The 14073-nt window shown below is 47.3% G+C and carries 12 protein-coding genes; 3 read left to right on the plus strand and 9 right to left on the minus strand.

Features of this window, described 5'->3' with window-relative positions; translation table 11 throughout:
• Positions 1-50: 50 nt before the first annotated feature.
• The 6 genes from QVP94_RS08935 to QVP94_RS08960 form a co-directional block, all read right to left on the minus strand.
• Positions 51-1340 (minus strand): nucleotide sugar dehydrogenase, encoded by a 1290-nt coding sequence (locus QVP94_RS08935; protein ID WP_005856507.1) that lies wholly within the window; start codon positions 1338-1340, stop codon positions 51-53.
• Positions 1341-1527: 187 nt separating this feature from the next.
• A complete protein-coding gene (locus QVP94_RS08940; protein WP_005856505.1) occupies positions 1528-2820 on the minus strand; it encodes a TolC family protein in 1293 nt (430 codons plus the stop codon).
• A 5-nt stretch (positions 2821-2825) separates the two neighbouring features.
• Entirely contained in the window at positions 2826-5870 is a 3045-nt protein-coding gene (locus QVP94_RS08945) for an efflux RND transporter permease subunit (RefSeq protein ID WP_005856503.1), read from the minus strand.
• Positions 5871-5880: 10 nt separating this feature from the next.
• Positions 5881-6930, minus strand: a complete 1050-nt coding sequence (locus QVP94_RS08950) for an efflux RND transporter periplasmic adaptor subunit (RefSeq protein ID WP_008778321.1) — start codon at positions 6928-6930, stop codon at positions 5881-5883.
• 93 nt (positions 6931-7023) lie between these two features.
• A complete protein-coding gene (locus QVP94_RS08955; RefSeq protein WP_011966391.1) occupies positions 7024-8037 on the minus strand; it encodes a DNA/RNA non-specific endonuclease in 1014 nt (337 codons plus the stop codon).
• 154 nt (positions 8038-8191) lie between these two features.
• Positions 8192-9229: a DUF1848 domain-containing protein gene (locus QVP94_RS08960; protein WP_011966392.1), complete on the minus strand. Its 1038-nt coding sequence runs from the start codon at positions 9227-9229 to the stop codon at positions 8192-8194.
• Positions 9230-9351: 122 nt separating this feature from the next.
• Between QVP94_RS08960 and QVP94_RS08965 the strand changes: the two genes are divergently transcribed.
• From QVP94_RS08965 to QVP94_RS08975, 3 genes are all read left to right on the plus strand, one after another.
• Positions 9352-9888 (plus strand): flavodoxin family protein, encoded by a 537-nt coding sequence (locus QVP94_RS08965; RefSeq protein ID WP_008780503.1) that lies wholly within the window; start codon positions 9352-9354, stop codon positions 9886-9888.
• 33 nt (positions 9889-9921) lie between these two features.
• Positions 9922-10095, plus strand: coding sequence for a cyclophilin-like fold protein (locus QVP94_RS08970; RefSeq protein ID WP_309568411.1), 174 nt, complete (start codon positions 9922-9924; stop codon positions 10093-10095).
• Positions 10096-10334: 239 nt separating this feature from the next.
• A complete protein-coding gene (locus QVP94_RS08975; protein ID WP_005856492.1) occupies positions 10335-10976 on the plus strand; it encodes an HU family DNA-binding protein in 642 nt (213 codons plus the stop codon).
• A gap of 41 nt (positions 10977-11017) precedes the next feature.
• Here QVP94_RS08975 and QVP94_RS08980 read toward each other — a convergent pair whose 3' ends face one another.
• The 3 genes from QVP94_RS08980 to QVP94_RS08990 form a co-directional block, all read right to left on the minus strand.
• Positions 11018-11521 (minus strand): DUF6169 family protein, encoded by a 504-nt coding sequence (locus tag QVP94_RS08980; protein WP_022192410.1) that lies wholly within the window; start codon positions 11519-11521, stop codon positions 11018-11020.
• Positions 11515-11679 (minus strand): hypothetical protein, encoded by a 165-nt coding sequence (locus tag QVP94_RS08985; RefSeq protein ID WP_005856488.1) that lies wholly within the window; start codon positions 11677-11679, stop codon positions 11515-11517. The genes QVP94_RS08980 and QVP94_RS08985 overlap by 7 nt, the downstream gene beginning before the upstream one ends.
• Positions 11680-11789: 110 nt before the next feature.
• The gene (locus QVP94_RS08990; RefSeq protein ID WP_022192411.1) at positions 11790-14009 is read right to left on the minus strand and encodes an alpha-L-rhamnosidase-related protein; all 2220 of its coding nucleotides are present in this window, start codon (positions 14007-14009) and stop codon (positions 11790-11792) included.
• Positions 14010-14073: the final 64 nt, after the last annotated feature.

The following is a 14073-nucleotide window of genomic DNA, read 5'->3' on the forward strand; positions in this document are numbered from 1 at the left end:
TTTTTTAAGTTTATCGAAATTTCTTTGCAGCTTGTGTTACTTTTTAACAATTACAGACTCCAATAGATCATCTGATGGATGCTACCTCGATAGACTCCTTTCACGTCCGCCAACACGGCATGTTCGTTCGTGATCGACATGAAGTAGGACTCATCCAGCTTCAAATAAGTCGTATGAGCGACAGCTACCACTACCGCGTCATATTTCTTCCCGGGCCTCTCTACTAACCGGATACCGTACTCTTGCAATACTTCCAAAGGGGAAGCGAACGGATCCATCACATCGACCTCGGCTCCGAAGTCCTTAAACTCATTGATAATATCGGCTACTTTCGAGTTACGTATATCCGATACGTTTTCCTTAAAAGTCATACCCATCACCAACACATGCGCTCCTAGGATATTTTTCCCCTGCGAGATAATCTTTTTCACGACCTTCTTTCCGATATACCGTCCCATGGAATCGTTCACGTAGCGACCGGAGTTGATCATCTTCGTGTGATATTGCAATTCTTTGGCTTTATGCACCAGATAGTAAGGATCTACCCCTATACAATGCCCACCTACCAATCCGGGAGAGAAAGGCAGGAAATTCCATTTCGTTCCGGCGGCTTTCAAGACATCAAACGTATTTACCCCCATTCGATCGAAAATAATGGAAAGCTCGTTCATAAGGGCTATATTCACATCACGCTGGGTATTCTCGATAATCTTGGCGGCTTCGGCTACCTTGATACTAGGCGCACGGTGCAACCCCGCTTGAACGACCAGCTTATAGACGTCCGATATCGTTTCCAAAGCTTCGGCATCGCAGCCGGAAACGATCTTCACGGTATTTACCAAGGTATGTACCTTATCACCCGGATTGATTCGTTCCGGTGAGTATCCAACCTTAAAGTCCTCTCCTACTCTCAACCCTGAAACCTCCTCCAAGATCGGGATGCAATCCTCTTCCGTACATCCCGGATATACGGTAGATTCGTATACTACATAATCGCCTCGTTTAAGGACTTTGCCTACCGTGCGGGTCGCACCCAACAAAGGGGATAGATCCGGCTCGTTATGGCTGTCTATCGGGGTAGGAACAGCTATAACGTAAAAGGAAGCCTCCCGCAACTTTTCTATAGAAGAAGTAAATGTGATATCTTTATGTTCAAATACCTCAGTAGGAAGCTCACCACACGGATCAATACAGTTCCGAAGCTTGTCCAAGCGATCCTCGTTGATATCAAATCCGATAACGGAAACATGTTTAGCGAATTCCATCGCGATAGGAAGCCCGACATATCCTAGTCCGATTAGGGCAAGTTTCGTTTGTTTATCTAGTAACTTTGTATACATCTTATTATTTCATCATTCTACTTAAAAGTCCGGGTTCCAAGGAGTGTCCCAAACAGACGAGATTGTATGCAAATGTAGCAATCTTCAGTTTACCTAACGGTATAAAGGACGTTTTATTTCATAGAGAAGGTCCCTTATCTCGTTTCCAAAATAAGGGACCTTGTCTTCTAAGTATAAAATGTTTCTTTTACTGCAAACGGCGGATACCTATAGCCTTGTTATATTGGGCTAAAGAAGCCTTTTGCTGATACCAAGTCTGGATCAAGCTACTGTAAGACTGAATCCATGACAATTGGGCGGAGAGCACATCCAAGATCGGTAGTTTACCCTCGTTGTAGCTGAAGGTATTCAAATCAAGGTTCTCCTCGGCAATCTTACAAGCCTCTTCCGCGACGGTAATTTGTTTCGTATACTCGGTTAGGCTTGTCCATGCGTTCGCTACCTCTTGAGCGATCTTATCACGCGTATTGTCCAAGGCGTATTCCTTACTACGAAGGATAGCCTTCTGGGAATTTACCTCCTTGAAACGGGCTCCCCAACGGAACAAAGGTATCTTCAAGGAAGCGAAGACGGCCGGAGTCCACAACTGGTCCGAACCTTTCACGTTCAACATCGGCGTACCCCAAGTACCTTGAAAACCGATCGCCAAAGACGGGTTATATTTCGCCTTCGACAAATTGATCTGTCTCTTTTGATACTCTATGTTCAACTCGGAAATAGCGTAGTCCGGACGATTCCGAAGAGCTACATCCTCTCCTACTTGCAACGGCAAGGCCAAATAGGTCGTAATGGAATCTTCCACCTCGATCGGGTCTAACGGAGACACACCCATCAATGAGTTCAGGTTCTGTAACGCAATCTGATACTCCTTATAAGCCGAGCTTTTATTCAATTCCGCTTCTTTCAAGCGGGACTCCACTTGCAATAAATCGGTCTTGCTGATCTGGCCGTCATTGAAACGGATCGTCAACACGTTCGCCAACTCCCCGACAATGTCTACATACTGGCACATCACATCGTACATACCTTTACGTGCGGCGGCCGTCCAATAGTTCAAATCGGCGGAATAAACGATATTATCCGTTGTCAATTCTTCCGCTTGCTCGGTGATCTTGCCTTGTACCTGAGCTGCCTTATAGTTATTATAGATCTGTCCGCCGGCATAGATGGGCTGGCTCACCGTAGCGCCTAGGCTATACGTATTATGGTCCATCTCTACGGACATGCCCGGTCCGAAATCCAAATCATATTTATTGATACGATACTGATAACTGCCGGAGAAGTCTACCGAAGGGAAGAAACCGGTCTTAGCGGCCTTGATCGCATGCTGCATAGCGATACGCTCCTCAGAGCTTTGCTTGATTTGACGGCTGTATTCAAGGACCCGTTCCTTATATTCCACAGCCGATAGCCGGGTGTCTTGCGCTTTAGCGGACAAGGCACCCAACAATAAACAACCTATGATTATTTTATTTCTCATACCTTTTACTCTGATTTAATCTTAAAGAAAACACAATAAGTAACCGGAAGCACGAAGATCGTCAAGATCGTAGATACGAACAGACCACCCATGATGGTAGCCGCCATACCGGCGAACATAGCGTCACCCAACAACGGCAACATACCTAAGATCGTCGTACCGGAAGCCATCGTCACCGGAACGATACGGGTTTTCGTTGCCTCTATCACGGCATTCACCGGAGACAAGCCCGCGTTCAATTGTAAACCGATCTCGTCCACCAGCACGATCGCATTCTTGATATTCATACCGATCAAGCCCAACAGACCCAGCATAGCAAAGAAGTCGAGAGACTTACCGAACACCAACAATCCCAATACCACACCAATGAAGATCAACGGCAGCATCGCCATGATCAATACCGGTTTCCGGTAATATTTCGGGAATAAGAATAACAAGGTGACATAAATCAAACCGAACATCAACGGGATATTAGCGGCGATCGCCTTATTACCTTTATCTTGCTCGGATTGCTCACCGAAATACGTCATCTTATATCCTTCCGGCACCTGAATCTTCTCCTGTACCTCTTTCCACAAATGACTGAAAGCAGCCATCGTATTGGCGCCACGCTTCGGCTCACACTGCATAAGCATACACGGCTCACGGTTGAATCGTCTCACTACGTTAAACTCATAATCCAGCGAGAAATCATCGATCACCTGCTCCACTTTTACCGAACGGCCTTTAGCGCTATAAACCGGCAAAGTCTTTATATCATTCAGACTGATAGAATCCTTATCCGCATCTTTCAGTAAGATCGGCATAAACACGTCGCCCTCACGATACTCACCCAAAGGTACGCCATTCGTAGCCGAACGCAAGGAATAAGCCACCTGCTGACGGGTAATACCCAGACGCAAACCTTTCTCTTGGGAATATAGCGGCTTCCATACCGGAACCTTGTTACCCCAACTATTGCGAACCTCCATCACCTGATCATAATTCCGGGCGATCTCCTGCGCCCTTTGCGTCAAGGCAACCAACGTATCTACGTTATCGCCGATAAAACCGATCTCGATCGCCGCATCCGGAACCGGAGACAAGGCGAACAAAGCCGAACGGGTCAATATATTCGGATAGTTAGCGACCATATAATCGTAGAACTTACCCTCTTCCGCTTGCGCATCCTCCGGATCTTGTGTCTCGATCAACACATTGGCGAAGTTTGGCTTCGGACCGATAGAAGAACTGGCCAAGTAATAACGTACCGGCGAACCTCCCAAGGTAAACGAGTATGATTTGATATTCTCATTCTTGCTGAGATATTCCTCCTCTATCTTCTTCACGTTCGTCTCCACGTCGTAGATGCTATATCCTTCCGGGAAGATCAAGTCCGCACGGAAATAAGGCTTGCTCATGATCGGGAAGAAACTCTGCGGCATGATGCTCATCACGAACAAGGAAAGGAATAACGTAGCTACCACGGTAGAGATCGTTACATATCTACGCTTGATCAAACGGCCCAATACCGACTCAAATTTATGATACAGCTTCGTATCGTACGGGTCTTTGTTCTCACCCGGTTTCGCCTCTTTCAAAATAAAATTACCGAAGGTAGTCGTTTGCGTCAAGGCCAAGACCCAGCTTAATCCCAAGGATACCGCCAAAACGATAAACAACGGTTTCACAATCTCGGCCACGGATGCCGGTGCCAAGTACATCGGCAAGAAAGAACATACGGCGATAAAGGTAGCGCCCAACAACGCCCACTGCGGTTTCGTCGCGCCATCGATCAACGCCTGATAACGGGAAAGTCCCCGCTTGATACCGACTTGGGCATTATCCGTCACCACGATAGCGTTATCCACCAACATACCCATAGCGATAATAAAGGCCGCCAACGAGGTTCGGTTCAAGCCGACACCCCAGATCAACATGATCAATAAGGTACCACCTACCGAGAACAACAACGAACTACCGACCAACATACCGGCACGGGACCCCATCACGATAAAGATAATCACGATAACGATCAACAACGACTCGATCAAGTTCAAGATAAAACCGTTGTTCGCCTCATCCGCGATCTTGTTCTCCGGATAAATCGTTTTCAGGTCCATACCCACCGGGAACAGCTGCTCCATCTCCGCTAAATGATCCGCCACGGCGTTACCCACGGCAACCACATCGTCTTTCGAACCGGTAGCGACACCGATACCGATGGCACGCTTACCGTCCACACGCATCAGGTTCGAGGGAGGGTCCATATAACCACGCTCTACCGTAGCGATATCTCCCAAACGAACCTCACCGCCACTTTTCGTCACGATCAATTGGTCCCGGATATCTTGTATATCCTTATACGTACCTTCCGCACGCAAACGCAATTGATAATTACCGGTATTGATATCTCCCGTATTCACCAACAAGTTCTGCGTTTGCATCACCTGCTGGATAGCGTTCGGGTCGATACCTAGGTTAGCCAGTTTCGGGATAGAGATCTTTACGTTGACAACTTGTGTCTGTTCACCGAATAGGTAGACCTTCTGTACACCCGGTACAGGAGATAGCTCCGTCTTGATCTTTTGCGCCCAATTACGCAGGTCGTCGTAAGTATATCCCTCATCGGCCGTCAAGGCATAATAAATTCCGAATACGTCACCGAAGTCATCACTAACGGATATCGAGGAGGCGCCAGACGGAAGGCGGGGCTGTATATTCGCCACCTTACGACGCAACTCGTCCCACTTGACCGGCATATAATCCGGAGACAAGGTAGGCTGCAACTCAATAGAAATCTTGGACATACCGAAATAAGACTCAGATTTGATCTGGAACACATCCGACATAGCCTGAATCTCCCGTTCGATCGGCTCAGTCACCAGCTTCTCCACCTCCTGAGGTGTCGCTCCCGGATATTGGGTAACCAAAACCGCTTGCTTGATCACGAAGGGAGAATCTTCCTTCTTCGGCAATTTAAAGAAAGAATATATACCTCCTATCAGCATGACCGCTAGGAAAAAGTATATAATCTTCTGATTCTCTAAGGAATATTTTGGAATATTCATTGTTTATCTCTTAATCTGTTAATACTTTTACCTGTTGTCCATCCACCAAACGAGTGGCTCCGGCTGAGACAACCTGTTCGCCGGGTCGCAAGCCATCCGTTACGATCACGCCATCCTTGCCGATCAGCATAGACTCGGTAATCTTGCGACGCTCAACCTTTTGAGACTGCCCATTATAAACAAACACATACTTATCGCTATTGGCATCGTCAGCCACGACAGCGGCTAGCGGAACCAATACGGCGCCTTGCGTGAAACTCTCGCTATCCACGTTCAAGATCACACGGCAAGAGAAACCTACGGCTACCTTATATTTCTCTAAATTAAAGTTCGGATCGTCGATATACAGATATACGGGAACGCCGGAACCATCCGGAGAGGCTTCCACGTATTCTTTCACCTTCGCCTTGAAGCGAACGCCCTTGTAATTATCGAATTCCACATAAACAGAATAAGGAGAAGAGAAGTAATTGATATTACTCTCCGGCATCGTAAACACGACCTGTAACTTATTCGGGTTGATCAAGCAAACGATTCCTTGTCCGGCCTGTACCTTCTGGTAATTCTCCACATATTTCTTCTGGATAAATCCATCGAACGGCGCACGAAGCTTTGTCTGGTTCAATGTGTTTTGCGCATACTCGAAAGCCGCCTTGGCATTTGAGTAAGAGGCTTCCGTAGACTCATACTCTTGCTTGGAGATAGCTTGCTTGGACAATAACTTCTTCGCACGTTGCAATTGCGCCTCAGCGGTCTGGAAAGACGCTTTCTTCGCCTCATATTCCCATTTAAAGTCCAGCGGATCGATCTCGGCCACGATCTGTCCCGTACGGACCTTCTGGCCTTCGTCCACGTTTAATGAGATCAGCGGGCCGGACATCTTAAACGCCAAATCACTGAATTGATCGGGCGATACCACTCCACTGAATGATTTCTCAACCATGTTCAGCGAAGTAACGTCCGCCAATTTAACTGGACGAGGACCTTGCTCCTTAACGGGTGGTTGACTACAGGAAACCAATGCTGCCAAAACAAACACAGGGATTAATTTTCCTTTCATGATAACTTGCATTTTGTTATTTAATTATGATTTCTTTTTCTTCACAGTAAATATAAAACATTCTCGCCTAGAGATTGTTGAGCATAACGTGCCTTAAAAAGACCAACTACCATCATTCACGTATGCTTCCATCGGATTTTCTATCGAATCAGGCAAAGAAGGGAAAAAGTCAATTCCGGTAACCTTCTCAACGCTATCGATAGGGATCATCATCGATTTCAACGGAGTCTTTCCATAGTCTTTATTATCAAACAGAAAACCTACCCCTTCCGGTTTACCGTTCGTTATCGTACAGATTACCTTATAAAAGGTCTTCGGGATTCCCACCCGATTCTTGCCTAACCGTTTCAGGTCGTCCGTGATCACCGGGCCGGTCACGATCAACAAAGAGCCATTCTCTTTCGCCCACAAACGAGCCTGCTCTTCCAGATCTTTCCAGATACCCCGGTTCAAGCCGGGCTTTTGCGGACAGATATTACTTAGGTAGAACGATTCCCGCATGGCCTTGGCGGACCATTTCATATCGCCGGCAGGCGCCATATGTCCTCGGTCATAGCCGGAACGGGTATAGTCCTCGTTCGTGGCGCTAGCCCCTTTCACCATGGGGTCCGAGACGAACTTATTAGACCGCTCGTTCTTCTTACTTGTCGCCTCTTTCGAGGTCAGTTCATAGGCTACCCAATTGGCGATCTTATAATCGGAATTATAAGAAACCGTATAGCCCTCATGCTTTATAACCTGCTCTTTTTGTTTATTCTTTAGTCTCGGTATCTCAGCTCCCCCTTGAAAAGTATAAGCGGAGGTCTCTTTCTTTGGGTTCGTCGTTTGCTTGTTTTTCGTCGCTTGTGCGGCTTTCTTACCCGATGTTCCGGAGCCGCCTTTGTCCGAGATCTTCGGACGGACTATTGCCTCCGCCCGATCCTGTTTCTTCTCTACAAGCCGTGTCTTGGATACCGGATAAAACCAGTTATATATGAATAATACACCGATAAAACAAACAACTACCGCAAAAACGCCAAGAAGCATCTTCTTTACAGAGGACATGAATGATGATGCCCGCTTCTTCTTGCTTTTCCGGGGTTGAGGCTTACCTTTCTTTTTTGCCATACCTAAAACTTCCTATTCTTAACCTTTCGTATTGGGCGCAAAAATAGATAAATCCGGCATGTTATACAACACAATTCTAGGATAGTATTGGTCTCGATTACTATAAAAGACGGCTTAATTTAATACGCCGCTTAATTTGACCTTGCTTTCAAATCTAACTTCGAATCAAACTTTCACTATCGTCCGAATAGTGTACCGCATTCTTTTGTACGCATTCCCTACTTGTATTGGCATAACAATAGACACAGAAATGGCGGCAAGTGTTATACCTACCGATATCTTTGCTTATCATGCAACCACAGGCTTTCCGTTGGCCTTTGTCTTTTAGGTCTTTGCGTTTGTCGGGTAAAGCGGGAAACGTACCAAAAAGATCCGGTTCAGGTAATTGGCCTGTTCGAAGATAATAAACCAATTCATAATCCTCCTCAAACACACGCTCCATTAAATCACCGTCGATACACCGGTTATGTTCAATGCCATAAACCGTAAGGTCAATATCCTCGGCACAAGTAGCGAGTGTCACATTCCAACCAGTAGAAGCCCAAATTTCCCTCAACTTCACCAATCCCTCTACAGTTTCTTGACGTTGCGTCGCATTCATCTCAGCGGTTTCCACATCCTCTTTCGTAAAGCAATTCGTCTCTTTTATAAGGTTATTCTGTACCTTACGATACGCCTTTACATCTACGAAACTGAACACGAGCTTATCAGTATATCCTTTCAACAGATTGCCGATCTTCCAAATACGGCTAAGCAGGACACGAGGCGTGATAGATGGAGTCATAATCAACGGATCAAATCGCCAGATCACCCGTTCCTTCCCTATCATTTCCGACAACTCCCGAAATGTCTCCACCCGTTGCGTAACGCTCGGCACATTCGGCTCAAAGCCTTCGCTCACATAGTCATTCAACGTGAACTGGAAATAATAATGGATACCCCTCCTATCCAACTCATGCAAATAAGGCAATATCAGCTTCGGGTTCTTTGTCCAAAACACGATTGCCTTACACCGCTCAAACGACACATACATCTTCCGCCGATTAAACGGATTATACCAAACACAATACCCCTTGGCCAAACGATTAAAGAACCACTTGGCATAAAAGGCCGGAATATCCGTTGACCGGCTGGCCGAAATGATGATGGGAGCAAGTGCCTCGACTTGCTCACCGGAGTCCGTTGTGATCATTCTTCCGTATTATTATGTAATTAGGGTCATAACATCCGTAATTTGTCTACCGCAAGATAGGGATTATCTCGCTATTTTTGTATCCTAAAAATGAATGTAGAACCTAATAAATAACAGTAAACATGAAAAATGTATTGATTTTATCTTCCAGCCCCCGTCGTGGAGGCAATTCCGATACGCTATGCGATGAGTTTATGCAAGGGGCGATCGAAAGCGGTCATCGTGTGGAAAAGGTTTTTCTGCGAGACAAGACCATTCACCCCTGCACGGGATGCGGCGTGTGCAGCCAATACAAGAAGCCTTGTCCACAAAAAGATGACGCGGCAGAGATTATCGGAAAGATGCTTGCCGCCGATGTGATCGTGATGGCTACGCCGGTCTATTTCTATGCCATGAGCGCACAGATGAAGACGCTGATAGACCGTTGCTGCGGTCCTTATACCGAAATGAAAAACAAGGAGTTTTACTTCATCGCCACGGCCGCTGAAGACGATAACGGCATCATGGATCGCATTGTGGCCAACTTTATGGGATTCCTCGACTGTCTGGAGAACCCGACCGTGAAAGGAACGCTATTCTGCGGTGGTGTGTGGCACGTGGGCGAGATCGAAGGGAACCCGACCTTGAGGCAAGCATACGAGCAGGGAAAACGAGTATAATACTCTTGATCGCGACCAATACGTTCGGGTATAATCCATACAAGCGACCTACTTCTATGGGGAGCGAATACGGTAGTCCTTTTCTACGAGACCTTTTCCTCGTCTTACAGCTATACCCGTTTAGGGAAGATAGAGAATCCCGCAGGGTTGGTCGACGTACTTGGCAGAGGAAACGTGAGGGTTGCCCGCTTCTCCCTAAGTAAATAATGCTCCGATACCGCATAAATACCTTATCGGTAGCAGATGAATTCTTGTTCGCATACTGTATAATTCTACAAACCACGACGTGGTCTGTACAGATCAAGACGTGGAATATACAAATCACGACGTGGTCTATATATTCCACGGTGATAATTTGGAAATAGATCAAGTAGTAAGTATATTTGTATATAGTAAGAAGAATGTTTTTAACTTGAAGATACAAACAATTATACCTAGTAGCAGTTATGGCAGAATATATCAAGCAAGAGATGTGCGACCTGAACGGGACGGGGGAAAAGCCGGTGTATTATCGGATGAAGATACAACGGAACATGGATATGGAGGATTTCGTGGAACGGATCACCTACCCCGGATCGGGCTTGAGCAGGGGTAGCGTAATACAGGTGATGACGACAGTAGCGGAACATCTGGCCTATTGCATGGCGGAAGGGCAGTCGGTCACGTTGGATGGCATCGGTACGTTCACGCCCCGCCTAGGCGTAGCGAAGGACAAGGAGATCGACTCGCTGGATGGTGACGAACCGAAGCGTAACGCACGGAGCATCGAGGTGAATGGCATCAACTACCGGGCCGACAAGGAACTGGTACGGGAAACTAACCTGCGTTGCGACTTAAGACGGGGAGGTATCAGCCGTGTATGGAAATCGCCCTTCACCGAAGAGGAGCGCCGGACGCGGGCATTGGATTACCTTCACGAACACCCATTCTTGCGCATACAAGACTACATGGCTATCACCGGACTAAAACGCAGTAGCGCAAACCGGGAGCTACTACGACTCAGCAGCGATCCGGCGAGTGGGCTCACCATATCGGGTTATGGAAGCCACCGGGTGTATGTCCGCAGGAAAACAGAGGGCGATCGCTAATCCACCCAATGGTGCCCCGGGCCGGAGAAAACACATACATTTTACTCCGGCTTTTGACTAAGCATTTGTATTGTTTCAGTAAACTCCGCGACTATAGACTTCAAATTGGGATTATCGAGTCGAATAATAATCGCCGCATAATTCTGTATCCCATCTGCATCTCGGATGTCCGCAGACATGAAAGCGAAATCAGATTTACGCGGCGAGGAATGAAACCAAAACTCAAAAAGGCGATTGCGCATACTCTGCTTGCTATCTCCTGTCTCACAAATATACAACAGAGTTGTATTAGAACATTCGAAAAACTCATAGACTATCGCCATTATCGCCCGCCTCAACTTAGAATCACGAGGAGACTTTCTATTATTCGTATTAGCAATAATAAATTGATAGGATTCATCACTAAGCATCAATTCGTCCTCAAGAAAACTGACATAATAAATCACACCAAAGTCCGTAACAAACCGGAAACACATAGAATCCCTAAGAGCTGTTACCGCATAAGGAGAATTAGAATTTATACGTTCAAGGTTAAGGCTTACCATACTTCAAAATAAGTAGCTTCTTGCCCTGTACGTTTCTTAAACTCTTCTTTCATCTCTTTTTCCAGTTTAGCTACATACTCTCGCTTCAGCTTCCGTGCGGTCTCCAACCGACGCAAAGCCTCTTCTCTGGTAATCTTGCTATTTTTCTCTTTTTCCATATCCTTCGATATAATACTTATATATTACAAATGTAGGATAAATTCCGTTCTTTACCAAAATATTTATTCTTTGCTTCTGTTTTTGAGAAACATAACAAACACACAGATTACTAATCCACCCAATGGTGCCCCGGGCCGAGATGCTTGCGGGTACCATTTGGCTTTATCAGTTCGGCGGAGGTGCCTTCCGGGATTTGGAGATCGAACTTCAATCGCTTGCCTTTCTTCTTGATGCTTACTCGGATGGTTCCATAATGAGTCTCTAGGCTGGCCGAGGCTTCCGATAAGGGACCCAATTGAGGCGAGATCTTAAAGGTACGGAAGCCGGGAGAGGTTGGCTCGATACCGCAGACCTTCTGGCTCAATAAGGTAAGCGGGCCACCGCTCCAAGCGTGATTGATCGTGCCGCCACCGAAACCCTCGGCTCCGATGCCCCATCCCTCGAACAAGGTCGTGTATTCGGCATAATCCAGCATACGGGTGTAACGTTGCTTCATCCGTTCCAAGGCAAACGCCGGCTCGCCCATCTGGAAAAGGGCCTCTAGGACATACTTCTCCATATAAGGGCTGGCGTGATACTCCTTTTTAAGTACCTTCGTCAGCGCCGGATACTTATCTTTCGAGGCCAGCCCGGAAACTACCGCCATGGCTTGGGAGCGATCGTCCGTCTCCCCTTTATAGCCGGGGGAACGATAGGCGGAACCCGTCCAGAACTTCGTGTCGAAACAACGTTCTATGCTACGCATCATCCGGGAGATCTCATCGGCATCCTTATCCTTGCCGAGTTGCAGGGCGAAGGATCGCTCCGCTTTCAAGGCCAGATAATACCAGCAGTTGGTCAATACGCCCATATCGACATGCTCGCCCCAGTCGCCCCAGCTCCAAGCGCCTTGACGCTCGATCACCAAGCCACTCTTATCGACTTGCCAAACCTCGTGCAGGTAACGGCGCATCCGGTCGTATATCATCGGTACGAAACTACTGTCGGCACTATAATAATATTGCGTATAAAAACCGTACCAACCGATAGACGCCAACATCTGTAAAGGAAGCTCCTTATCCCAATTACCCGCCGGAACCGGAGCGTAGAGCGTTCCGTCCTCCCGCTGCCAATTCATTAATTCATGGATGCCTTTTACGGCTAGTTTCCGCCCGGACGGAGAAAGGGCGTAGAAAGCCTCGCCTAGCTCATTCACCTCGTCACCCCACCATTGGGCACGTTCACGATCCGGACAGTCCATATAATTATCACGCATCGTTATGTATAAGGTGCGGGCAGAACGTTGCCAAAGCTCGTCGTAGAACGGGTCGTCACAATGGAAAGAGCCGGCGAGGTCCGTGTTGTAACCGGTCTCACGGTATTTCACATCCAGCACCTTCACGCCCTCAGGGATGATGTAATAGACCTCATGGCCGTTCATCCAGCCATAGCTTTCGTATTCCTGCTCACCCTCACGGGTGATATATTCGGCACGTACGTTGCGCTCGCTTCCTCCCTCGTAATTATCCATCCGTATGTGGATGGTTTTCCCGGCTTCCGCCTCTACTTTTAGATACGGAGTGATCTGGGCATTATAGGGCAAACGACAGAACAGGGTATCACCTCTCAAGGATTCCCGGACGGATACATAGGATAACAGGCCGCTGTTTTTCCACTGGGGTATCGGACGTTCCACCAGATCCCCGAAAGGAGCTTTCCCCGCCTTACCGACGCAGACCGCCCCCGGAAGGGAACCTTCGAAACTCGTACGGTTCCAGTTTGTTATCGCTTGACGGGCATCGAAGCGGATATTACTCTCCGGCATACGGTAATTCGGGAAAGGGGCCTCGGTATTTTGATAGGCCTCATACAAGGCGCACTGCCAGCTCGCATCGGAGACGATCTCCAGTCCCGGAGCAATCGCCTCGAATAACAAAGCCGCTTTCCCGCTGTTGATATGACTGAAACCATCTTTCCCGAAATGCCAGAGCAAGATAGCGATGGTGTTCGAGCCTTTTGTCAGGTAAGGGGCGATATCTACCGGATCGTAATAAGTCCCGGAAGGAGAAGGTCCTCTTTTCAAGCCACCCTCGAAGATAACCAGTTGGTCGTTGATCCAAAGCCAATACTTGGAATCGGCGGCGATACGGGCGATGAGTTGATTCGGGACATCCGTCACAGCGAATGATTTACGGTAGATCAACCAAGTATTCGTAGCACTTTGGCAACGCTCGGTATTGATCCATTGGGCTTTCCAAGGGAAGGATTCGGGACAACTGTCCGAGGCAGTCACTTTTATCCAGCTGAAAGATAGGAGAAACAATAGAAGAGCAAGAAGTAGCTTGTTCATACGTTTAATCTTTAAGGTTCTCAATTATTTACTTTCGAAATCCCCAGTTGTAGAGACGGGGGGT

The organism is Parabacteroides sp. CAG:2, assembly GCF_000436315.1.
GTDB classification, from domain to species: domain Bacteria; phylum Bacteroidota; class Bacteroidia; order Bacteroidales; family Tannerellaceae; genus Parabacteroides; species Parabacteroides distasonis.